The organism is Blastococcus sp. SYSU DS0619, assembly GCF_054051035.1.
The window spans coordinates 27,000-48,091 of record NZ_JBJHAM010000008.1 but is presented as its reverse complement, the minus strand read 5'-3'; the positions used below and the strand labels follow the sequence as shown (position 1 = coordinate 48,091).

The 21,092-nt window shown below is 75.2% G+C and carries 22 protein-coding genes, 2 pseudogenes and 1 riboswitch; of the genes and pseudogenes, 16 read left to right on the top strand and 8 right to left on the bottom strand.

Going from position 1 to position 21,092, the window contains the following annotated elements; genetic code table 11:
- Positions 1–23: 23 nt before the first annotated feature.
- From ACI79T_RS11650 to ACI79T_RS11605, 10 genes and pseudogenes are all read left to right on the top strand, one after another.
- Positions 24–911 carry an AAA family ATPase gene (locus tag ACI79T_RS11650; protein ID WP_456610227.1) on the top strand — a complete coding sequence of 296 codons (888 nt, stop codon included), beginning with the start codon at positions 24–26 and terminating at the stop codon, positions 909–911.
- 11 nt (positions 912–922) lie between these two features.
- Positions 923–2,335 (top strand): vWA domain-containing protein, encoded by a 1,413-nt coding sequence (locus ACI79T_RS11645; RefSeq protein ID WP_456610226.1) that lies wholly within the window; start codon positions 923–925, stop codon positions 2,333–2,335.
- 337 nt (positions 2,336–2,672) lie between these two features.
- Positions 2,673–3,425, top strand: a complete 753-nt coding sequence (gene nadD, locus ACI79T_RS11640) for a nicotinate-nucleotide adenylyltransferase (protein WP_456610225.1) — start codon at positions 2,673–2,675, stop codon at positions 3,423–3,425.
- Positions 3,422–3,847 (top strand): ribosome silencing factor, encoded by a 426-nt coding sequence (rsfS, locus tag ACI79T_RS11635; RefSeq protein ID WP_456610224.1) that lies wholly within the window; start codon positions 3,422–3,424, stop codon positions 3,845–3,847. Before nadD ends, rsfS begins: the two co-directional genes overlap by 4 nt.
- A complete protein-coding gene (locus ACI79T_RS11630; RefSeq protein ID WP_456610223.1) occupies positions 3,844–4,605 on the top strand; it encodes a histidine phosphatase family protein in 762 nt (253 codons plus the stop codon). Before rsfS ends, ACI79T_RS11630 begins: the two co-directional genes overlap by 4 nt.
- A 67-nt stretch (positions 4,606–4,672) precedes the next feature.
- Positions 4,673–5,566, top strand: coding sequence for a DegV family protein (locus tag ACI79T_RS11625; RefSeq protein WP_456610222.1), 894 nt, complete (start codon positions 4,673–4,675; stop codon positions 5,564–5,566).
- Between the two features lie 141 nt (positions 5,567–5,707).
- On the top strand, positions 5,708–6,580 hold the full coding sequence (locus tag ACI79T_RS11620; RefSeq protein WP_456610221.1) for a ComEA family DNA-binding protein: 873 nt from the start codon (positions 5,708–5,710) through the stop codon (positions 6,578–6,580).
- Positions 6,577–8,661, top strand: a pseudogene (locus ACI79T_RS11615) (ComEC/Rec2 family competence protein); the annotation flags it as partial. The gene ACI79T_RS11620 and the pseudogene ACI79T_RS11615, both read left to right, overlap by 4 nt.
- A gap of 376 nt (positions 8,662–9,037) precedes the next feature.
- A complete protein-coding gene (holA, locus tag ACI79T_RS11610; protein WP_456610220.1) occupies positions 9,038–10,042 on the top strand; it encodes a DNA polymerase III subunit delta in 1,005 nt (334 codons plus the stop codon).
- A 62-nt stretch (positions 10,043–10,104) separates the two neighbouring features.
- A complete protein-coding gene (locus ACI79T_RS11605; protein ID WP_456610219.1) occupies positions 10,105–10,680 on the top strand; it encodes an RDD family protein in 576 nt (191 codons plus the stop codon).
- 71 nt (positions 10,681–10,751) lie between these two features.
- On the opposite strand, the gene ACI79T_RS11600 is transcribed toward ACI79T_RS11605, so the two are convergent.
- From ACI79T_RS11600 to rpsT, 3 genes and pseudogenes are all read right to left on the bottom strand, one after another.
- Complete coding sequence (locus ACI79T_RS11600) at positions 10,752–10,943, bottom strand: alpha/beta hydrolase (protein ID WP_456610218.1); 192 nt, start codon at positions 10,941–10,943, stop codon at positions 10,752–10,754.
- A gap of 41 nt (positions 10,944–10,984) precedes the next feature.
- A pseudogene (locus tag ACI79T_RS11595) lies at positions 10,985–11,335 on the bottom strand (RBBP9/YdeN family alpha/beta hydrolase); the annotation flags it as partial.
- Positions 11,336–11,437: 102 nt separating this feature from the next.
- Positions 11,438–11,698, bottom strand: coding sequence for a 30S ribosomal protein S20 (gene rpsT, locus ACI79T_RS11590; protein WP_456610217.1), 261 nt, complete (start codon positions 11,696–11,698; stop codon positions 11,438–11,440).
- A 211-nt stretch (positions 11,699–11,909) separates the two neighbouring features.
- Between rpsT and lepA the strand changes: the two genes are divergently transcribed.
- The 4 genes from lepA to ACI79T_RS11570 all read left to right on the top strand — a co-directional run bounded on the left by lepA (position 11,910) and on the right by ACI79T_RS11570 (position 16,980).
- Positions 11,910–13,760: a translation elongation factor 4 gene (lepA, locus tag ACI79T_RS11585; protein WP_456610216.1), complete on the top strand. Its 1,851-nt coding sequence runs from the start codon at positions 11,910–11,912 to the stop codon at positions 13,758–13,760.
- A 23-nt stretch (positions 13,761–13,783) separates the two neighbouring features.
- The gene (locus ACI79T_RS11580) at positions 13,784–14,413 is read left to right on the top strand and encodes an MOSC domain-containing protein (RefSeq protein WP_456610215.1); all 630 of its coding nucleotides are present in this window, start codon (positions 13,784–13,786) and stop codon (positions 14,411–14,413) included.
- 142 nt (positions 14,414–14,555) lie between these two features.
- Positions 14,556–15,260 (top strand): LppX_LprAFG lipoprotein, encoded by a 705-nt coding sequence (locus ACI79T_RS11575; RefSeq protein WP_456610214.1) that lies wholly within the window; start codon positions 14,556–14,558, stop codon positions 15,258–15,260.
- On the top strand, positions 15,229–16,980 hold the full coding sequence (locus ACI79T_RS11570; protein ID WP_456610213.1) for an MFS transporter: 1,752 nt from the start codon (positions 15,229–15,231) through the stop codon (positions 16,978–16,980). Before ACI79T_RS11575 ends, ACI79T_RS11570 begins: the two co-directional genes overlap by 32 nt.
- Here ACI79T_RS11570 and ACI79T_RS11565 read toward each other — a convergent pair.
- Together ACI79T_RS11565 and ACI79T_RS11560 are read right to left on the bottom strand one after the other, a co-directional pair.
- Positions 16,958–17,497, bottom strand: a complete 540-nt coding sequence (locus ACI79T_RS11565; RefSeq protein ID WP_456610212.1) for a Clp protease N-terminal domain-containing protein — start codon at positions 17,495–17,497, stop codon at positions 16,958–16,960. The genes ACI79T_RS11570 and ACI79T_RS11565 overlap by 23 nt on opposite strands.
- A gap of 2 nt (positions 17,498–17,499) precedes the next feature.
- Positions 17,500–17,733, bottom strand: a complete 234-nt coding sequence (locus ACI79T_RS11560; RefSeq protein ID WP_456610211.1) for a helix-turn-helix domain-containing protein — start codon at positions 17,731–17,733, stop codon at positions 17,500–17,502.
- Between the two features lie 71 nt (positions 17,734–17,804).
- Positions 17,805–17,869, top strand: a riboswitch (guanidine-III (ykkC-III) riboswitch).
- 11 nt (positions 17,870–17,880) lie between these two features.
- Here ACI79T_RS11560 and ACI79T_RS11555 point away from each other — a divergent pair.
- Positions 17,881–18,195: a DMT family transporter gene (locus tag ACI79T_RS11555; protein ID WP_456610210.1), complete on the top strand. Its 315-nt coding sequence runs from the start codon at positions 17,881–17,883 to the stop codon at positions 18,193–18,195.
- Positions 18,196–18,201: 6 nt separating this feature from the next.
- Here the strand turns inward: ACI79T_RS11555 and ACI79T_RS11550 are convergent, their stop codons facing one another.
- Genes ACI79T_RS11550 through ACI79T_RS11540 form a run of 3 tightly spaced genes read right to left on the bottom strand, consistent with a single transcriptional unit; the run spans position 18,202 to position 19,895 of the window.
- On the bottom strand, positions 18,202–18,342 hold the full coding sequence (locus tag ACI79T_RS11550; protein ID WP_456610209.1) for a hypothetical protein: 141 nt from the start codon (positions 18,340–18,342) through the stop codon (positions 18,202–18,204).
- Positions 18,343–18,353: 11 nt separating this feature from the next.
- The gene (locus tag ACI79T_RS11545; RefSeq protein WP_456610208.1) at positions 18,354–19,319 is read right to left on the bottom strand and encodes a zinc-binding dehydrogenase; all 966 of its coding nucleotides are present in this window, start codon (positions 19,317–19,319) and stop codon (positions 18,354–18,356) included.
- Between the two features lie 9 nt (positions 19,320–19,328).
- Complete coding sequence (locus ACI79T_RS11540; protein ID WP_456610207.1) at positions 19,329–19,895, bottom strand: TetR/AcrR family transcriptional regulator; 567 nt, start codon at positions 19,893–19,895, stop codon at positions 19,329–19,331.
- Positions 19,896–19,955: 60 nt separating this feature from the next.
- On the opposite strand from ACI79T_RS11540, the gene ACI79T_RS11535 reads away from it, so the two are divergent.
- Positions 19,956–20,951: a DMT family transporter gene (locus tag ACI79T_RS11535; RefSeq protein WP_456610206.1), complete on the top strand. Its 996-nt coding sequence runs from the start codon at positions 19,956–19,958 to the stop codon at positions 20,949–20,951.
- Positions 20,952–21,092 lie beyond the last annotated feature (141 nt).

Below are 21,092 nucleotides of genomic sequence, written 5' to 3'. Positions count from 1 at the left end.
CCGTTCCCTTCTCGAGGAGCCGCATGCCCCGCCCGCCGTCGCAGTCCGCCCACTTCTCGTCGGTCGCGGACGTCAGCAAGCGGCTGTCGACCGCCGGCTACCTGCCCGACGCGCAGATCGCGACGACGGTCTTCCTCGCCGACCGCCTGGGCAAGCCGCTGCTGGTGGAGGGGCCCGCGGGGACGGGGAAGACCGAGCTGGCCAAGGCGCTGGCGGCGGCCACCGGGTCCGAGCTGATCCGGCTGCAGTGCTACGAGGGCCTGGACGAGGCCCGGGCGCTGTACGAGTGGAACTACAAGAAGCAGCTGCTGCGCATCCAGGCGTCGCAGGCCGGGGGCGGCGCGGACTGGGACACCGTCCACGACGACATCTTCGGCGAGGAGTTCCTGCTCTCCCGGCCGCTGCTCACCGCGATCCGCCGCACCGAGCCGACCGTCCTGCTCATCGACGAGACCGACAAGGCCGACGTCGAGGTGGAAGGCCTGCTGCTGGAGGTGCTCAGCGACTTCCAGGTCACCATCCCCGAGCTCGGCACGATCACCGCGACCCGCCGGCCGATCGTCGTCCTGACGTCCAACGCCACCCGCGAACTGTCCGAGGCGCTCAAGCGGCGCTGCCTGTACCTGGCGCTGGACTACCCGACCGCCGAGCGGGAGCGGGAAATCGTGCTCTCGCGCGTGCCCGACCTCGCCCCGGGGCTGGCCGACCAGCTGGTCCGCACGGTGCGGGCGCTGCGCGGGCTGGAGCTGAAGAAGTCGCCGTCGATCTCGGAGACGCTCGACTGGGCGCAGACGCTGCTCGAGCTCGGCCTGGACACCCTGGACGAGTCGGCGATGGCCTCGACCCTCGGGGTGGTGCTCAAGCACGCCAGCGACCAGACCCGGGCCGCGGCCGAGCTGCGGCTGAACTGATGGAGGCGCGGGTGGCCCCCGGCGGGCGGTCCGGCGGGCTCGCCGGCCACCTGGACGGGTTCGTCCGGGCGGTCCGGGAGGCCGGCATCCCGGTGGGCATCAGCCAGGCGGTCGACGCCGCGGAGATCCTCACCGTCGTCGACCTGCTCGACCGCGAGCAGCTGCGCCACGGGCTCGCCGCGGTGCTGCTGCAGCGGGCCGCCCAGCGCCCCACCTACGACGTCCTGTTCGACCTGTGGTGGCCGCTCGGTGACCGGCCGGCCGCCGATCCGGACGAGGGCGATGGCGCAGGGGAGGAAGGCGGATCCACCCTGGACGTCCCCGACGACGCCGCGCTGGCCGCGCAGATGCGGGCCGAGCTGCTGGAGCTGCTGCAGGACGGCGACCCCGAGGCGCTGCGCCGGTTCGCCCGGGAGGCCGTCGATCTGCTGGGGCAGGGGCAGCCGACCCCGTCGGGGCAGTCGTACTTCAGCTACCGGGTCATGCGGGCGCTCTCACCGGACACGCTCGTCGCGCAGCTGCTGGCCGGGCTGCTCGGGGACACCGGCCGCGGCGGGCTGGCCGAGCAGGTGGCGCGGCAGACCGTCCGCGACCGGCTGGCCGCGTTCCGCGCCGCGGTCGAGACCGAGGTGCGGCGGCGGACGGCGGCGGAGAAGGGCCGCGACCGGATCGCCAAGAACGCCGTCCGCCCGCTGGCCGACCAGGTGGACTTCCTCCGCGCCCAGGCCGCCGACCTGGCCGAGCTGCGCCGGGCCGTCGCGCCGCTCGCCCGCCGGCTCGCCGTGCGGCTCTCCGCGCGCCGCCGGCTGGGCCGCCAGGGCCGACTCGACTTCCGCAAGACCGTGCGGGCCTCCCTGGGCACCGGCGGCGTCCCGGTGGTCACCCACCACCGGCCGCGCAAGGTGCACAAGCCCGAGCTCGTGGTGCTCTGCGACGTCAGCGGGTCGGTGGCCGGGTTCAGCCACTTCACGCTGATGCTGACCCAGGCGCTGCGCGAGCACTTCACCGGTGTGCGGGCCTTCGCGTTCGTCGACTCGACCGACGAGGTGACCCGGTTCTTCCGGCCCGGCGTGGACGTCGCCGACGCGATCGCCCGGATCGGCCGGGAGGCCCAGGTGGTCGGCTTCGACGGGCACAGCGACTACGGCACCGCGTTCGAGGTGTTCGCCGACCGCTGGGCCTCGGCCATCGGCCCGAAGACGTCGCTGCTCGTGCTGGGCGACGGGCGGACCAACTACCGGCAGCCCGGGATCCCGGTGCTGGCCGGCCTGGTCTCCAAGGCCCGGTCGGCGCACTGGCTGAACCCCGAGCCGCGGCGGCTGTGGGGGAGCGGTGACTCCGCGGCCGACCGCTACGGCGAGGTCATCGGCATGGTCGAGTGCCGCAACGCCGCCCAGCTGGCCGACTTCGTCACCACCCTCTGAGCCCGTCGACCTGTCGAGGTGTCGACCTGCCGCCGGGTCGACACCTCGATGCATCGACTCCTCGACCGGCTCCCTGCGCGCCTTCCCACCGGCCGCCGGCACGCCACCGGACCCCGGCCGACCCGTAACCGCGCGCGGCCGGAGCCGTTGGACAACGCGGTGTCGACGACGTCGCCACCGGCTGACCGCACCGGCGTGGCCGGCCGCGACCGGCTGCACGGGGGAGCCGGTCGCAGCAACCCCGCCGGCACGGCAGGCAGCCCGGGCGGGTAGCGCCGCGGGCGCGGGGCCGGTCCTCCCGGGGCCGGCCCCCGTGCCCTCCGGATACGCTCGACCGGTGGCAGGACGACGAGTGGGCGTGATGGGCGGGACGTTCGACCCGATCCACCACGGTCACCTGGTCGCCGCCAGCGAGGTCGCCGGCCTGTTCGGGCTCGACGAGGTCGTGTTCGTGCCGACGGGTGAGCCGTGGCAGAAGAGCGACCAGGCGGTCAGCCCGGCCGAGGACCGGTACCTGATGACGGTCATCGCCACGGCGTCCAACCCACGGTTCTCCGTCAGCCGGGTCGACATCGACCGGGGCGGCCCGACCTACACGTTCGACACCCTCACCGACCTGCAGGCCCAGCGGCCCGGCGCGGAGCTGTTCTTCATCACCGGGGCCGACGCGCTGGCCCAGATCATGACCTGGCGCGACGGCGCCCGGTGCTTCGAGCTGGCGCACTTCATCGGGGTGACCCGCCCGGGCTACGAGTTGGGCGACTCGCACCTCCCCGAGGGTGGCGTGAGCCTGGTCGAGATCCCGGCGCTGGCCATCAGCTCGAGCGACTGCCGGGCGCGGGTGGGCCGGGGGATGCCCGTCTGGTACCTCGTGCCCGACGGCGTCGTGCAGTACATCGAGAAGCGCGGTCTCTACCGGGAGCCCGCGCAGCGTTCCGCCACCGCCCTGGGGGAGGCCGGCGACGGCCGGCCCGCCGGGGACCGGCCCACCTACGACCGCCCACCGCCCGCCGGGACGGGGAACACCTCACCCGGCGACGGCGCTCCTGCTGCATCCACGACTTCCCACCTCCAGGAGGTGCCCCGATGACCGCCTCGCCCGAGGCCCGGGAGACCGCGCTGCTCGCCGCCCAGGCGGCTGCGGACAAGCTGGCCGTCGACGTCTCCATCGTCGACGTCAGCGAGCGGCTCGCCATCACCGACGCGTTCGTCCTCGCGTCCGCACCCAACGAACGGCAGGTCCAGGCCATCGTCGACGAGGTCGAGGAACGGCTCCGGGGGCACGGCGTGAAGCCGGTGCGGCGCGAGGGCGTCGCCGAGGCCCGCTGGGTGCTGCTGGACTTCGTCGACGTCGTGGTGCACGTCCAGCACGCCGAGGAGCGGGCCTACTACGCCCTCGAGCGGCTCTGGAAGGACTGCCCCACCATCCCCTTCACCGACGCGGCCGCTCCCGTGGCCGGCGGCTCGACCGACGCCGGTTCCCCGCCCGTCGCGGAGACGGCCGGCCAGTGACCTCGCCGGCCCTGCCCGAGCTGCCGGTGACCCGAGTGGTCGTCTGGCGGCACGGACGGACCGGGTGGAACGCCGCGGGCCGCTTCCAGGGGCAACTCGACCCGCCCCTGGACGACGTCGGGCGCGCGCAGGCCAGGCATGCCGCACCGCACCTGGTGGCGTCCGCCGGGCTGGCGGGGCGGTCCACCGCGGTGGTGTCCAGCGACCTGGAGCGCGCCGCCGACACCGCGCGGGAGCTGACCGCCCTGCTCGACGTGCCGCTGCAGCTGGAGCCCCGGCTGCGCGAGCACGGCATGGGCAGCTGGGAGGGGCTGACCCGCGACGAGGTGGCCGACCGCTTCCCCGAGCAGTACGCCGACTGGCTGGCCGGCGGCCCGGTGCTGGGGCGCGGCGGTGAGGAGACGGCGGCCGTGGCCGAGCGGGTGCTCGCCGCGTTGCTCGACCTGCCCCCGGTCGAGGTGGCGGTCGTGGTGACCCACGGCGGCACGAGCGGCCGGATGATCGAGCGGCTGCTGGAGCTGGGCCCGGACCATCGGCGGGTGTTCGGGCCGCTGGGCAACTGCGCCTGGAGCGAGCTGGCCCGCCAGAGCGGCCGGTGGCGGCTGCTGCGGCACAACTCCTCGGCCGGGCCGCTGCCCGAGGGCCTCGCCGTCCCGCCGGCGGAGCGGCTGCGGGCCGACCGTCCGGCGGGTGACGAGGCCGAGGCCCAGGCCGGCGCCGCGCAGGCGCAGGCGCAGGACGCCGACGCCGTCGGCTGAGCCGGGTCGGCGGGGCGAGGAGGGCTCCCGTCCGGCCGCGCCCTCCGGCGGCGGCTAGCCTCGCCGGGTGCCCGTCGCCGTTCTCACCGATTCGACGGCCTATCTGCCCCCGGACCTGGCCGCCGAGTACGGCGTCCACGTGGTGCCGCTGTACGTCGTGCTGGCCGGCCGCTCGGGGCGCGAGGGCGACGACATCAGCTCCGCGGACGTGGCGAAGGCGCTGTCGTCGCGGGGGCAGCGGGTCTCCACCTCCCGCCCCACACCGGGGGACTTCCTCGCCGCCTACCGGGCCGCGCTCGACGCCGGCGCCGACCGGTTGGTCTCGGTGCACCTGTCCGCGGAGCTCTCCGGCACCTGGGACGCCGCCCGGGTCGCCGCGTCGCAGGTGGGGGAGCACATCGTCTCGGTCGTCGACTCCCGCTCCGCCGCGATGGGCACCGGTTTCGCCGTCCTGGAGGCCGCCCGTGCGGCCGCCGCGGGGGCGGACCGGGACGAGGTGGACCGGATCGCGCGCCAGGCCGCGGCACGCACCCGCACGCTCTTCGTCGTCGACACCCTCGAGCACCTGCGCCGTGGCGGCCGGATCGGCTCGGCGGCGGCGGTGTTCGGGTCGGCGCTCGCGGTGAAGCCGGTGCTGCACGTCGTGGACGGTCGCGTCGTGCCGCTGGAGAAGGTGCGCACCTCGGCGCGTGCGCTGGGGCGCCTGGTGCAGCACGTCGTCGAGCAGGCCGGGGACCGGGAGGTCTCGCTCGCCGTCCACCACCTAGCCGCGGCCGAGCGGGCGGACCGGCTCGTGTCCGAGCTCCGCGAGCGGGTGCCCCGCCTCCGGGAGCTGTACGTGAGCGAGCTGGGCGCGGCGATCGGGGCCCACGTCGGCCCAGGTGCGGTCGGCGTCGTCATCTCCGCCGGCGCCGACGAGCCGGTGGCCGACCCCGGCAGGGACGACGACCGGAGGCACTGAGCACGGAGCGGACGGGACGCATCGGCACAGCGGGCGCCGGGAGGGGCGCGGGCGGCCGTCCGGCGTCCACAGGCCCGGTCGGGATCCACAGATCCGGCGGACCGGCTCCGCCGGGGAGGGTGCCTTCCTAGCGTCCCCGGGGTGCGCCTCCCTCTCCGCCGCGACGACGACGCCGACGTCATCCGCGCCCGTCTGCGGGCCGTCCTGGCCGAGCCACGCACCTCCCCGGCCGGGTGGCTGCCCGGCGACGACGAGGACCGAGCAGGATGGTCCTGGCCGGGTGACGACCGGGTCACCGTGCCGGTCGACGCCGGGGAAGACCAGGAACGGCCGGTGGGTGTCGGCCGGCACCGCGCACCCGGCACGACGGTGCGCTGGCATCCCGGCCGGCCGGGCACCCAGGCGGTCTGGGTCGCCGCGTTGGCGGCAGTTCTCCTCGTGCTCGGCTGGACGTGGTGGGAGCGGCCCCGGGTGGAGCCGGCAGCGGCCGCCACTGCGGTGCCGACCACGTCCCCCGCCGGCCCGGCGTCCTCCTCGGCCGCGGCCGAGGACCCGCCCACGGGGACCACCATCCCCGAGGCGGCCTCCGTGGTGGTCTCCGTGGTCGGCCAGGTGGCGCGGCCGGGCCTGGTCACGCTGGCCGCCGGGGCCCGGGTCGCCGACGCAGTCGCCGCGGCCGGCGGGCTGCTGCCCGATGCGGATCCCGCCTCGGTGAACCTGGCTGCTCCGCTCTCCGACGGGCAGCAGATCGCCGTCGGGGTGCCCGGGGCGGTACCGGACGGCGCGCCGGCCGGAGGCGCTCCCGGCAGTGCGGCCGCCGGCGGGCCGGTCGACCTCAACACGGCCGGGGTCGCCGAGCTCGACGCGCTGCCGGGCATCGGGCCGGTCCTCGCGCAGCGGATCGTCGACCACCGCACCCGCACCGGCGGCTTCCGCAGCGTCGAGGAGCTGGACGACGTCCCGGGCATCGGCCCGGCCATCGCGGCGGAGCTGGCCGAGCTGGTGGGGGTGTGAGCCGCGCACCGCGCCGGTCGGCCCACCCGGAGCCCGGCCGGCCGGCCGACCGGTGGCGCTGGCTGGACCTGCGGCTGTGGCCGCTGGCCGGAGCGGTCTGGGCGGTGGGCCTGGCCGCTCCGTTCCTCGCTCCGCCGGTCCTCCTCGCCCTGGCGGGCGCCGCCCTCGCAGCTGCGGTGGTCCTCGCCCGCGCCCGTGGCATCCGGGTCGCCGTGGTGCTGGTGGTCCTGGCCGGGATCGCGGCCTCCTCCGTCGTCGCCGCGGGGCGGGGCGCAGCTCGCGACGCCTCACCGCTGCGGGCCGCGGCCACGGCCGGTGGAACGGTGGAGGTGTCGGTGACGGTGCGCAGCGATCCACGGCTCCTGGCCGGCCCGGGCGCCCCGAGGGTGGTCCTCGACGCCCGCGCCACCGAGTACGTCGACGGCGCCGCGGTCCACCGGCTGCGCGACGCCGTCCTGGTCTTCGCCCCGGCCGAGGGGTGGACGGGGCTGCTCCCCGGCCAGGAGCTCCGGGTGCGGGCGGGGGTCGCCCTGCCCGAGCCCGGCCGGGACGTCGTCGCGGTGCTGTCCGCGCGCGGGCCACCGGAGCGGCTGGTGCCCCCGGGAGCGGCGCAGCGGGCGGCCGGCGCGCTCCGCGAGTCGCTGGCCAGCGCCTCGACCCGGCTGCTCGGGGACCGCGTCGGTGGCTTGCTGCCCGGTCTGGTCGTCGGCGACACCCGTGCCATGGACCCGCTCCTCGAGGAGGAGTTCCGTGCGGCCGGGCTGGCCCACCTGACCGCCGTCTCGGGGGCCAACGTCGCGATCCTGATCGCCGGCGTCCTCCGGCCGTTGCGGCGCCGCGCCGTCGACCGGCGGGTGCAGGCGCTGATCGCCCTGCTGGCGCTGGTGGGATTCGTCGTCCTGGCCCGGCCGAGCGCCAGCGTGCTCCGGGCGGCCGCCATGGGGGCGGTCACGCTCGTCGCCCTCGCCTCGGGACGGCCACGGGCGGCCCTGCCGGCCCTCGGGGCGGCGGTGACCGTACTGCTGGTGGTGGAGCCTCGGCTGGCGCGCGATCCGGGCTTCGCGCTGTCGGTCGTCGCGACCGCGGCGATCGTGCTGCTCGCCCCGACGTGGGCGCGGCGGCTGCGCCGCCACGGCTGGCCGGCGCTGCTGGCCGACGCCGTCGCCGTCAGCGTCGCCGCCGGCCTGGCCACCGCTCCGGTGATCGCCGGGCTCACCGGCACCGTCAGCCTGGTGTCCGTCCCGGCCAACCTGCTGGCGGCCCCCGCGGTGGCCCCGGCGACCGTCCTCGGGCTGCTCGCGGCACCGGCCGGCCTGGCCGCCCCCTGGCTGGGGGACGTCCTGGTCCACCTCGCCGGCTGGCCGGTCCGCTGGATCGTCGTCGTGGCCGAGCGCGCCGCGGGGGCGCCGGACGCGGTCGCCGGATGGCCGGCCGGAACGGTCGGCGCACTGGCTCTCACCGGGCTCCTGCTGGCCGTGGTCTGGGCGCTGTGGCGGTTCCCCCGGCTGCGTCCCCTCGGGGTGGCGGCGCTGGTCGCGCTCGTCGTCGTGGGCTGGCCGCTGCGCCAGCAGCTGGACGGCTGGCCCCCGGCCGACGCGGTGCTCGTCGCCTGCGACGTCGGTCAGGGGGATGCGCTCGTGCTGCCGCTGGGCGGCGGGCGCGGTGTGCTGGTCGACGCCGGGCCGGACGGCGCCCCGGTCGACCGCTGCCTGGACCGGCTGGGCATCGACGCGCTGCCCCTCGTCCTGCTCTCGCACCTGGACGCCGACCACGTGGGCGGCCTGGCGGGCGCGCTGCACGGCCGCACCGTCGGGGTGGTGTCCACCGGCACGCTGTCGCCGGCCGACGAACGGGCCCCGGCCGTCGACGCGCTGCTCCGCCGCGCCGGGAGCACCCGCACGGTCCTCGTCCCGGGCGACCGCCGTTCCCTGGCCGGGGTGGAGCTGGAGGTGCTCGCACCCGACCCCCGGCGGGCCACCGCGGCGGCCGAGGCCAACGACCTGTCACTGGTCGTCCGCGTCACCGCGCCCGGGGGGCTGCGCCTGCTGCTCACCGGGGACCTCGGCGCCGAGGCCGAAGCCCGGCTGCTGCGCGAGGGGACCGACCTGCGCGCCGACGTGCTGAAGGTCCCGCACCACGGCAGCGGGGACGCCGATCCGGACTTCCTCGCCGCGACCGGGGCGAGGACCGCGCTCATCTCGGTGGCCCCGGACAACACCTACGGGCATCCGGCCCCCCGGCTGCTCCGCTGGCTGACCGAGGCCGGCATGCGGGTGCACCGCACCGACCGGGACGGCGACCTGGCGGTGGCGGGCCGGGTGGGGGAGTGGGGCGTCGCGGCGCGGGGGAAGGAGGCCGGTGCCACTACGGGAGCGGCCGGACCGACCGTCCCGGCGGCGCCCGTCGGGTCCCGGGCGGTCGCCGGGAACCGTCGGCGGCGCGTGACACCATGCAGGTGTGCCTGCCGCCGCCGTCGAGCCCACGTCGCGCCTGCGGGTGGTGATCGGCGAGGAGGAGCTGCTCCGCTCCCGGGCCGTCGGCGCCGTGCGCACCGCCGTCCTCGCTCGCCACCCCGACGCGGAGGTGCACGAGCTGGCCGCCCTCGGGCTGCCGGTGGGGCAGCTGGCCGACGTGCTGGCGCCCTCGCTCTTCGGTGGGCACCGGCTGGTGGTGGTCACCGGGGTGCACGAGTCGGCCGGCGCGCTGGCCGACTCGCTCACCGGCTACGCCAAGGACCCGGACCCCGACCTGACGCTGGTCATCGTCCACTCCGGGGGCAAGCGCAACGAGGCGCTGGTCAAGGCCTTCAAGGCCGCCGGTGCGGCGGTCGACGAGTGCCCGAAGGTCACCTCCGTCGGCGACCGCATCGCCTTCGTGCGCAACGAGGTGCGCCGGCTGGGCGGCCGCATCGCTCCCGAGGCGGTCACCGCGCTGGTCGACGCCGTCGGCGCCGACCTGCGGTCGCTGTCCGCCGCCGCGAGCCAGCTCGTCTCCGACTTCGGCGGCAGCATCGACGCCGACGACGTCGCCCGGTTCCACCGCGGCCAGGCGGAGGTCACCGGGTTCACCGTGGCCGAGCGGGTGCTGACCGGTGACCGGGCGGGCTCGATCGAGATGCTGCGCTGGGCGCTGGAGCGTGGGGTCGCCCACGTGCTGATCGCCGACGCGATCGCCGACGGCGTGCGCACCGCCGCCCGGGTCGCCTCGCTGAGCTCGACCAACCCGGGCGACCTCGCCCGCACGCTGAAGATGCCGCCCTGGAAGGTCAAGAAGGCGCAGGCCCAGGCCCGGGGGTGGAGCATCGAGGGCCTGCAGTTGGCACTCGGTGTGGCCGCCGACCTCAACGCCGACGTCAAGGGCGTCGCGGCCAGCGCCGACTACGCGCTCGAGCGGGCCATCCGGCGGATCGTCACGATCCGCCAGGAGACAGGACGGGGCCGACCCGCCCGCACCGGTCGCTGAGCGCGCCGTCGAGCGGCGCGCGTCGGGGGTGATCGGCGGGGGTGGCCGATAGCGTGTCGCCTGTGGAACTCACTCGTCCCGCAACTCCGTCGGCGGCCGCGCGCTGGAAGGCCGCCGGCTGGGACTACGTCGTCATCGTGGGGTGGCTGGCATTGCTTGCGGCCGTGGCCGCCGTGGCACGCCTGTCCGGGCTCGTCCCGGACGCAGCCTCCGACGGGGAGGCGCCGCTGGTGATCGCCGACCTGGGGGTCTTCGTGGCCACCGTGCTCCCGGTCTGGCTGTACTTCACGCTCCGGGAGGCCGGTCCCCGGCATGCCGGGCCGGGCAAGCAGCGCGCCGGCCTCCGGGTGGCGGTCGACGGCGGGGCGCCGGCCGGGTCCGGGGGGCCGGTGGGTCCCGGGCTCGGGCGAGCGGCCGTGCGCAACGCGGTGAAGTGGTTGCCCTGGCAGCTGGCGCACCTCGCCGTCACGCGGGCCATCCTCGGCAGCGACGAGTGGGTGGTCATGGCGACCAGCTACGGCCTGTCGCTGCTGCTGCCGGTCCTCAGCCTGGGCATGGCCTGGCGGGACCCGGCGGGCAGGGCGCTGCACGACCGCCTCGCCGGCACGGTCGTCGTCCCGGCGGCCGTCGTGCCGTGACCCTGCTGCGGGGCGGCGACGAGCTCCCGGGCGCGCCGAGCCGGGCCGTTGCCGGCCGCGCCGCCCGAGAGTCAGCGGGGCGTGAGCCGGGTCTCCGGGTCTCGGCACCAGGCCTCGACGGCGGGCCACCGGCCGTACCCGGCCTCCGGGTCGAGATGGCCCTGGCCGGGCAGCAGATCGGTGTCGACCCCCAGCGCGCGGTAGACCGGCACGGCGCCGCCGTCGGGCCAGTACTGGTCGTCGTCGCTCGCGGCCAGCCGCACGGTCCCGGCGGACCGGCCAGGACGGCGGCATCGGGGGAGACGGCGGCGAACTCGGCCACCTCCGGGTACCCCGCCAGCGCCTCCGGCGCGGGCGGGGCGACCAGCAGCACCCGGTCCACGCGCTCCTCCGGCGTCAGCAGGCCGGCTGCGTGCTGCCACAGCGGCACGGCGAGGGAGTGCGCGACGACGACGCGCTCCCCGGTGCCGAGCTGGGCCAGCTCGGCGCGCAGCAGCTCGGTCCAGGCGGCGAGCGCCGGCCGGTCGGGGTCGGGGAACTGCGGGTAGAGCACCTGCTCGCCCGCGGCGCGCAGCGACTCGACCAGCTGCCACTGCCAGTGGTCCGCCGGCCGGCGGTTCTGCCAGCCGTGCAGGACCAGGAGGCGACGCGACATCACAGGGCTCCTCCGGCGGACGTCCTCATGACATGCGACGAGCCCCCGTCCCGGAGGGGGCAGGGGCTCGTTCGCGGCCGCGCGAGGCGCGGCGTCACCGGCTCAGAGGCCGGCGACCTGCTTGGCCAGACCCGACTTGCGGTTGGCGGCCTGGTTCTTGTGGATGACGCCCTTGCTGGCGGCCTTGTCCAGCTGCTTGGCAGCGGCCTCGTAGGCGGCGGTCGCAGCAGCGGCGTCCCCGGTCGCGGCGGCGCTGCGGACGCGCCGGACGGCCGTCTTCAGGGCGGACTTGACCGCGACGTTGCGCTGACGCGCCTTCTCGTTGGTCTTGATCCGCTTGAGCTGGGACTTGATGTTCGCCACGCGTGAGCCTCGGTGTCTCGACAGGAGGGAGTTCTTCTGACAGTGCGTCCGGGCATGCGCCACAGGACCGGCCTGCAAAGATACCAGCGTCCCGCCGCCGGCCCCACCCCGCCGTCCGGGGACGTCGCACACACGCCGCACACACGCCGGACGCACCCGGCGACGCGCCCGTCTTCGGCCCCGGGCGGGGACGTGGGACGATGGCGGCACTGTGACGACTCCCGCTGCCACCGATCCGGCCCGCATCCGGAACTTCTGCATCATCGCCCACATCGACCACGGCAAGTCGACGCTGGCCGACCGGATGCTCGAAGTCACCGGAATCGTCGAGGGCCGGAACATGCGCGCCCAGTACCTCGACCGCATGGACATCGAGCGCGAGCGCGGCATCACCATCAAGGCGCAGAACGTCCGCCTGCCCTGGACGCCGCGCAGCGGTGCGGACACCAGAACCGAGTTCGTGCTCGACATGATCGACACCCCGGGCCACGTCGACTTCACCTACGAGGTGTCCCGGTCGCTGGCCGCCTGCGAGGGGGCCGTGCTGCTGGTCGACGCCGCGCAGGGCATCGAGGCCCAGACGCTGGCGAACCTGTACCTGGCGCTGGAGAACGACCTCACGATCATCCCGGTCCTCAACAAGATCGACCTGCCGGCCGCCCAGCCGGAGAAGTACGCCGCGGAGATCGCGCACATCATCGGCTGCGACCCCGACGACGTCCTCCGCGTCAGCGGCAAGACCGGTGAGGGCGTGCCCGAGCTGCTCGACCGGATCGTCACCGACATCCCCGCGCCGACCGGCCTGGCCGAGGGGCCGGCCCGGGCGATGATCTTCGACTCGGTCTACGACATCTACCGAGGGGTCATCACCTACGTCCGGGTCGTCGACGGGCGGATCTCCGGCCGCGAGAAGATCAAGATGATGTCCACCGGTGCCACGCACGAGCTGCTGGAGATCGGCGTCATCTCGCCCGAGCCCAAGCCCGTGCCCTCGCTCGGCGTCGGCGAGGTCGGCTACTTCATCACCGGCGTGAAGGACGTCCGCCAGTCCCGCGTCGGCGACACGGTCACGCTGGCGAGCAAGCCGGCCACCGAGTCGATCGGCGGGTACCGCGACCCGCGCCCGATGGTCTACTCCGGCCTCTACCCGATCGACGGCAGCGAGTACCCGCTGCTGCGCGAGGCCCTGGACAAGCTGCTGCTCAACGACGCCGCGCTGGTCTACGAGCCGGAGACGTCGGCCGCGCTGGGCTTCGGCTTCCGCGTCGGCTTCCTCGGGCTGCTGCACCTGGAGATCGTCCGCGAGCGGCTGGAGCGCGAGGCGGGCATCAGCCTGATCTCGACGGCGCCGAACGTCGTCTACCGGGTGATCATGGAGGACGGCACCGAGCACACGGTGACCAATCCCAGCGACTGGCCCGAGGGCAAGATCGACCGCGTCTTCGAGCCGATCGTCAACGCCACGGTCATCGCGCCCAGCGACTACACCGGCGCGATCATGGAGCTCTGCCAGGGCCGCCGCGGTCAGCTCGGCGGGATGGACTACCTGAGCGAGTCCCGCGTCGAGCTCCGCTACACGCTGCCCCTCGGCGAGATCATCTTCGACTTCTTCGACGCGCTGAAGTCCCGCACCCGCGGCTACGCCTCGCTCGACTACCAGGAGGCCGGGGAGCAGGAGTCCGCGCTGGTCAAGGTGGACATCCTGCTGCAGGGCGAGGCGGTCGACGCGTTCAGCGCGATCGTGCACAAGGACAAGGCCTACAGCTACGGCGTGATGATGGCCGGCAAGCTGCGCGAGCTCATCCCGCGGCAGCAGTTCGAGGTGCCGATCCAGGCCGCCGTCGGCTCCCGGGTGATCGCCCGCGAGACGGTCCGCGCCATCCGCAAGGACGTCCTCGCCAAGTGCTACGGCGGTGACATCACCCGCAAGCGGAAGCTGCTGGAGAAGCAGAAGGAGGGCAAGAAGCGGATGAAGATGGTCGGCCGCGTCGAGGTCCCCCAGGAGGCGTTCGTCGCCGCGCTCTCCACCAACGAGTCCACCGCTTCGGCCAAGCCCAAGTGATCGGGCGGGTCGAGGCCGTCTGCGTGTCCGGCCCGGACCTGCTGCCGCTGCCCGGCCGCCGCCCCAGCCGCAGCGGGATCGACAAGAGGCCCGTGGCCGGCCGGGTCGCCGTCGGCGAGCTCGGTCTGGACGGCGACGTCCAGGTCAACAAGAAGCACCACGGCGGCGAGGGGCAGGCGGTCTACGCCTACGCCCGCGAGGACGCCGAGTGGTGGTCCGCCGAGCTGGACCGGGAGCTGCCCCCCGGCCGGTTCGGGGAGAACCTGCGCACCGTCGGGCTCGACCTGCGCAACGCCGTCATCGGCGACCGGTGGCGGGTCGGGACGGCGCTGTTCGAGGTCACCGCCTGGCGCACGCCGTGCGCCAACTTCGCCCGGTTCTGGGACGTCCCCGACCTGGTGAAGCGGTTCGCCGCCCACGGTGCCACCGGGGCCTACCTGCGGGTGCTGGAGACCGGCGGAATCGCTGCGGGGGACGTCGTGGAGATCGTGTCCCGCCCCGACCACGGGATCACCGTGGAGACCGCCTTCCGGATCGTCATGTCCGACCGGTCGCGGCTGCCCGAGCTGACCCCGGTGCTGCCCCACCTGCCCCGGAAGGACCAGCCCGTGCTCGCCGCCAAGATCGAGAAGCGGCTCGCCGACGCGCACTGAGCGGGTACCACCGGTGCGAGCGGTGGGTGAGCCACCTACCCGGCCCGGGGCGACCGGCGATGTCACTGGACGATCCGGGCGGCCTCGCGCGCTAGGGTCCGCCGCGACGGCCGGGGAGTCCGACCGTGACGGGGAGGTCGCCATGCTGCTGCGCCGATCGGGCGTGCCGCTGCTCGCGCTGGCGCTGTTCGCCGCCCCGGTGCTGGCCGGCTGCGGGTCGGACGAGCCGGAGGAGTCGGCGGCCGCCCTGCTCGACCGGGCCAAGCAGACCCTCGACGAGGCCGAGAGCGCGCACTTCGTCCTGGACAGCGAGGGGGCGCCGGCGACCGGGACCGTGCTGGTCGGCGGGGAGGGCGACATCGCCCGCCCGGCCTCCTTCGACGGCACGCTGCAGGTGCTCGCGCTCGGGTCGACGCTCGACCTGGCGGTCGTGTCGGTCGACGGCACCGTCTACGCGCAGCTGCCGTTCACCACCGGCTTCGCCGAGATCGAGCCCGCGCAGTTCGGGTTCGGCGACCCCGGCGAGCTGCTGGACCCCGCGACGGGCATCTCCCAGTTGCTGGCCGAGGCGAGCTCGGCGGAGCTGGGGGAGGAGCGGCGGGTCGACGGCGAGGTGGTGCGCGAGGTGACCGCCGAGCTGCCCGGCGACCTGGTGGAGCAGGTGCTCGCCAGCGAGGACCCGTCGCAGCCGGTGCAGGCCCGGTTCTCCGTCGCCGCCGACAGCGGTGAGCTGCGCCGGGCGGAGCTGACCGGCCCGTTCTTCGCCGCCGGCGAGGACGCCACCTACATCCTCGAGCTCAGCGACTTCGGGGCCGATGTCGACATCACCGCACCGGCCACCGACTGAGGTCGCGGCCGCTTCCTCCCGGCAGGCCCCGGGTCTGGCGGCGATCGCCCTCGCCACCCTCGCCGTCCTGGTCACGGCGGCGGACACCTACGTCGTCGTGCTCGCCCTGCCCGACATCCTCACCGGTGTCGGCGTCGGCCTGGACGAGCTGCAGAGGGCGACCCCCATCGTCGGCGGCTTCCTCCTGGGGTACACCGCCACGCTGCCGCTGCTCGGCCGGCTGGCCGACCTCCGCGGGCGGACGCCGGTCCTCGTCGGCTGTCTCCTGCTCTTCGCGCTCGGCTCCCTGCTGACCGCGACGGCGGAGTCGCTCGGGCTCGCCGTCGCCGGCCGGGGTCTGCAGGGCATCGGCGCGGGTGGGCTGGTGCCGGCCACGCTGGCGCTGGTCGCCGACCGCTGGCCACCGGAGCGGCGGTCGCTGCCCCTGGGGGTGGTGGGCGCGGTGCAGGAGGCCGGTGCCGTCCTGGGGCCGCTGGCGGGCGCCGCGGTGCTGGCCGTGGCCGACTGGCGGGCGATCTTCTGGCTCAACCTGCTGCTCGGGCTCGGTCTCGCCGCCGGGGTGCTGGTCACCGGCCGGATGCGCCGGCCGGACCCGGCCGGCCTGGCGCTCGCCGTCGTGGCCGCCGGTGCCCTGGCCCTGCTGCTGGCCGAGCCACCGGCGCTGGCCGAGGACGTCGACCTGGGGCTGCTCTACGTGCCCCTGGTCGACGGCTGGCCGTGGAGCAGCCCGCTGCTGCTGGTCACCGTCCTCGCCGCCGCGGCGCTGGTCGCCCGCGGGCTGGTGCACCCGGCGGGCGCCGTCCTGCCGTTGCGAGGGCTGGGCCGGCTCGCCCGCGAGGTCGACGTCCTCGGGTCGGTGCTCGCCGTGGTGGCGCTCGGTGCGCTGGTCTGGGCGTTCGCCGCCGCCGACACCTCGCGGGAGGTGGTCGCGCACGGGGAGCTGCTGCTGCCGCTGGCCGCCGTCGCCGGGGTGCTGTTCGTCCTGCACGAGCGGCGCACACCCGACCCGGTGCTGCCGCTGGTGGCGCTGCGCCCGGTCGGCGCGTGGGGCGCCCTGGTGGTCAACCTGTTCGTGGGCGCGGCGCTGGTGGCCGCACTGGTCGACGTCCCGCTGTTCGCCCGCGCCACGACGGAGGCCGGGGACCAGCTGGGTGCGGCGCTGGTGCTGCTGCGGCTGCTGATCGCCGTGCCGGTCGGTGCCGTGGCCGGGGGCTGGCTCTGCCGGCTGGTGGCCCCGCGCCTGGTCGCCGGTGCCGGGATGGCCCTCACCGCGGCGGCGTTCGTCGCCATGACCATGTGGGACGAGCGTTCGCTGGAGGGCGCCTGGTCGACCGTCGTCCTGCTCGCCGCCGGGCTCGGGTTCGGGCTGGCGATCGCGCCGGTGAACGCCGTCCTGCTGTCGGTCACCCCGGGCGAGGTGCACGGCAGCGCGGGCGCGCTCGCCGTCGTCGCCCGGACCGTCGGGATGCTGGCCGGGCTGTCGCTGCTGACTGCGGTGGCGCTGCGCCGGTTCACCGCCGAGGTGTCGGCGATCGGCACGCCCATGGAGCTGTGCCCGACCAGCCCCGCCGACTGCGCCGCCTACGACGCGGCGACCGAGGCCGCGGTGCTGACCCAGCTGCACACGGTCTTCGCCGGGGCGGCGGTCGCGGCCGGGCTGGCTGCGGTGGCCTCGGTGGTGCTGCTGCGCGGGCGGGTCAGGAGTTCAGCGTCAGCCTGAGCTCGTCGCGCAGGGCCGGGAGGTCGACGCCGCGGTCGTGCAGCACCTTGGCCGCGAGGCCCTCACCCTCGCGGAGCACGCCCAGCAGGATGTGCGCGTCCGAGATGGACCTCGACTTCAGCGCCAGAGCTTCCCGCAGCGCCAGCTCGAGCACCTTCTTCGCCCGCGGGGTGAACGGGATGTGCCCGCCGCGCGCCCGGCCGGCACCGGGCCCGTCGAGTGCCCCGGGGCCGAACGCCGCCTCCACGGAGCTGCGCACCGCGTCCAGGTCGATCCCGACCGAGGTGAGCGCCTCGGCGTCCAGGTCCTGCCCGCCGCTGAAGCGGACGACGTCGGTGGCCACCTCGGCGCGGGTGATCCCGTGCCGGGCGAGCACCGTCGCCGACGTCGTGCCCTGCTGGGCCAGCAGCCCGAGCAGCAGGTGCTCGGTGCCGATGCGGTCGTGCCGCAGCTCTCGTGCCTGGTGCTGTGCGCCCACGACGACCTCGCGGGCCTCGGTGGTGAACCGCTCGAACATGGTCAGTCCTTCCGCCGGAGCGGCCCGCGGCCGCTCGCGTACTTCTTGTGCACGGCCTGCCGGCTGACGCCGAGCAGCTGGGCGATCTGCTCCCAGGTCCAGCCCTGGTCGCGGGCGTTCTGCACCTGGAGGGCCTCCAGGCGCTCCACGAGCACGCGGAGCGACCGGACGGCTGCCAGTCCGACCGTGGGGTCCTTGCTGCTGGCGGCGCCGGCGACCTGCGCTGCGTCTGCCATGGCCGTCAACCTAGGTTGCTTCCAGAGGTGATGTCAACCGCAGTTGACGTGCGCCGGGGTGGCAGGATGGCCGCGGGCCGCGACACGGCTCCCGGACGAGCGGTGCCGTACCCGGTGTGCGACAAGACGGCGCCAGAGGAGTTCGTCATGTCGTGGCTGGTGCTGGTCGTGTCCGGGGTGCTCGAGGCGGTGTGGGCCACGGCCCTGGACCGGTCGGAGGGGTTCACCCGTCTCGTGCCGACGGCGGTATTCTTCGTCGCCCTGGCGGCGAGCATGGGTGGGCTCGCCTTCGCCATGCGGGAACTCCCGCTCGGGACGTCGTACGCCGTGTGGGTGGGCATCGGCGCCACGCTCACCGTGGTCTACGCGATGATCACCGGTGCCGAGCCGGTCTCGCTGGTCCGGCTCCTGCTGCTGGCCGGGATCGTCGGCTGCGTCGTCGGCCTCAAGGTCGTGGAGTGAGCCGGGTCAGCCCCCGGAGGCGACCTCGAAGTGCGTGACCGTCTCCTCGCGGCCGACCAGGTAGCGGTCGTCCTCGGGGTAGAAGACGGTGCGCTCGATGTCCTCGCCGGCGAACCCGACCCAGCCGCGCCACATGCGAGCGGTCACCGGCCACCTCCTCAGAGGGTGAAGACGATCTTCCCGTTGGTGCGGCCCTCGAGCATCCGCTGGAAACCCTCGCGCGCCTCCGCCAGCGGCAGCTCGACGTCGATCTGCGGACGGATACCGGTGACCCGGCACATCTGGACGAGCGCCTCGAGCTCGGCCTTCGTGCCCATGGTCGAGCCGATGACCGACAGCTGGGTGAAGAAGACGCGGTTGAGCTCGGCGCCCGGGTTGAAGCCGGTGGTCGCCCCCGAGGTGACCAGCACGCCGCCGGGCTTGAGCGACTTGATGCTGTGGCCCCAGGTGGCCTCCCCGACGGTCTCCATCACGCCGTCGACCCGCTCGGGCAGCCGCGCGCCGCTCTCGAAGGCCTGCTCGGCGCCGAGGGCCAGGGCGGCGGACCGCTTCTCCTCGCTGCGCCCGGTGACCCACATCCGGTAGCCGGCCGCGCGGCCGAGGACGATGAGCGCGGTCGCGACGCCGCCGCTGGCGCCCTGCACGAGGACGGTCTGCCCCGGGCGCAGGCCCGACTTCACGAAGAGCATCCGGTAGGCGGTCAGCCAGGCGGTGGGCAGGCAGGCGGCCTCGGCGAAGGACAGCTCCTCCGGCTTCGGCAGCAGGTTGCGCCGGGGGACGGCGACCTTCTCCGCCATCGACCCCTGGTGGACCTCCGACAGCAGCGACCGCTTCGGGTCCAGCGTCTCGTCGCCCATCCAGTCCGGCGTGGAGATGACCCCGTGGACGACGACCTCGTTGCCGTCCTCGTCGATGCCGGCGGCGTCGGTGCCCAGGATCATCGGCATCCGCTCGGCGGGCAGCCCGATGCCCTGCAGGCTGAACAGGTCGTGGTGGTTGAGCGAGACCGCCTTCACCTGGATGGTCGTCCAGCCCTCGGGCGCCTCGGGCTCGGGGCGGTCGCCGACCTCCAGCACGGAGAGCGGGTCCTTCGGGGCAGGGGTGGAGACGAAGGCAGCCAGCATGATCGGAACTTAGCCGAGTAGCCGCGCTGCTGCCGCACGTGCGGTGTCCAGCGCGCGGGGGTCGTTCCCCGCGGTGGTCGCGACGAGGGCTCCCTCGTACAGCAGGTGGATGGCGGCCCCGGTCTGCTCCGGGTCGGCGGCGCCGGCCTCGGCGGCGAGCGCGACGAGCCGGCGCCGCATCCACTCCTTCTCCGCGCGGATCACCGGCAGCGCCGGATGGTCGGTGCCCCCGACCTCGGCGTAGGCGTTCACGAACGCACACCCGCGGGCCTGGCCGTCCAGCCATCGACCGGCCGCGTCGAAGACGCTGCACACCCGGTCCACCGCGGACCGACCGGTCGCGAGCTCCTCGTCGAGCAACTGCTGCCACCGCTGCGCGCGGTGCGCCAGGTAGAGGGCGACCAGGGCGTCCTTGGAGCCGAACCGGTCGTAGAGGGTCTTCTTGGTCGTCCCGGCGGCCTCCGCGATGGTGTCGACGCCGACCGCTCGGATGCCCTGGGCGTAGAAGAGCTCGGAGGCCGCGGCGAGCAGCCGTTGTGCGGCCGGCGTGAGCGACGTCGATGGGGTGCGGGGCATGCGTGATCCTCTTCCGTGGTCCACTGCGAGTATACCCACCGGTATGGTTACCTCGCCCGGGTGAGCCGACAACGCACCGACACCGTGGCCGCCGTGGTCCTCATCATCTGCTGGTCCTCCGGCTTCGTGGGCGCCGAGTTCGCCACCCAGGGGGCCCCGGTCACCACGGTGCTGGCGTGGCGCACGCTCCTGGCCGCCGCGCTGCTCGGCGGATGGGCGCTCGTCCGGCGCGATCGCGTGCCGCCCGCCTCCCTGCTCCGCCAGGCGTGCCTGGGGCTGCTCGTCCAGGCCGTGTACCTGGGCGGGGTCTTCGCCGCCGCCGGCGCAGGGGTGTCCGCCGGGACGTCTGCTCTGGTGGCTGCCCTCCAGCCGTTGCTGGTGGCCGCGCTCGCCGGACGGTTCCTCGGCGAGCGGACGTCGGGACGACAGCGGGTCGGACTGCTGATCGGCGCCGGGGGCGTGGCCCTCGTCGTGGTCGGCGACCTCGGTGCCGGTGGCGCACCGCCCCTGGCCTTCCTGCTGCCGGTCGCCGCCCTCGCCGGGCTCTCGGCGGGCACGCTCCTGGAGCGCCGGTGGGGATCGGCGGAGTCGCTGGTCGTCTCCCTCGCCGTGCAGTCCGCCGCGGCCGCCGTCGTCTTCGGGACCGTGGCGGGCGCCCGGGGGGAGCTCGTCCCGCCGGGTGACGGCACGTTCTGGGGCGCGATGGCGTGGCTGGTCCTGCTGTCCACGCTCGGCGGCTACGGCAGCTACCTCTTCGTCGTGCGCCGGTCGGGGGCGACCCGGGCCAGCACCCTGCTCTACCTGACGCCGCCGGCGACGGCCGCGTGGGCCTGGGCCATGTTCGGCCAGGCGCCGGGCCCGACGGCCCTGCCGGGCGTCGCCGTCTGCGCGGTGGGTGTGGCGCTCGTGCTGCTCAGCGCACGAGCCGCTGCCCCCGTGCGATCTCCGGACGCCGAGGAACCGCGCGTGCGGCAGGGACGCGTCGATCCCGGACACCCGGGACGCCTCCCCGACCAGCAGGAGGAACCCGGGGCGCTGGGTGCCGGTCAGCGTTAGGGCCTCGTCCTCCTCGACCGTCGACAGGTCGGTGCGGGGGTGCGACCCGTCGCGGCGGAGGGCTGTCAGCGGACGATGTCCCCGGTCCGCTTCCGTGCCCCGGTCCGCTCCTCGCTCGTTCCTCGCTGCGATGCTCCCGGG

What these genes read in the sequence shown, in the direction of transcription:
- ACI79T_RS11650 (WP_456610227.1), top strand. Translation starts at nt 24, where the DNA reads ATGCCCCGCCCGCCGTCGCAGTCCGCCCACTTCTCGTCGGTCGCGGAC.
- rsfS (WP_456610224.1), top strand. Translation starts at nt 3,422, where the DNA reads ATGACCGCCTCGCCCGAGGCCCGGGAGACCGCGCTGCTCGCCGCCCAG.
- ACI79T_RS11575 (WP_456610214.1), top strand. Translation starts at nt 14,556, where the DNA reads ATGCTGCTGCGCCGATCGGGCGTGCCGCTGCTCGCGCTGGCGCTGTTC.
- ACI79T_RS11570 (WP_456610213.1), top strand. Translation starts at nt 15,229, where the DNA reads ATGTCGACATCACCGCACCGGCCACCGACTGAGGTCGCGGCCGCTTCC.
- ACI79T_RS11565 (WP_456610212.1), bottom strand. Translation starts at nt 17,497, where the DNA reads ATGTTCGAGCGGTTCACCACCGAGGCCCGCGAGGTCGTCGTGGGCGCA.
- ACI79T_RS11560 (WP_456610211.1), bottom strand. Translation starts at nt 17,733, where the DNA reads ATGGCAGACGCAGCGCAGGTCGCCGGCGCCGCCAGCAGCAAGGACCCC.
- ACI79T_RS11555 (WP_456610210.1), top strand. Translation starts at nt 17,881, where the DNA reads ATGTCGTGGCTGGTGCTGGTCGTGTCCGGGGTGCTCGAGGCGGTGTGG.
- ACI79T_RS11545 (WP_456610208.1), bottom strand. Translation starts at nt 19,319, where the DNA reads ATGCTGGCTGCCTTCGTCTCCACCCCTGCCCCGAAGGACCCGCTCTCC.
- ACI79T_RS11540 (WP_456610207.1), bottom strand. Translation starts at nt 19,895, where the DNA reads ATGCCCCGCACCCCATCGACGTCGCTCACGCCGGCCGCACAACGGCTG.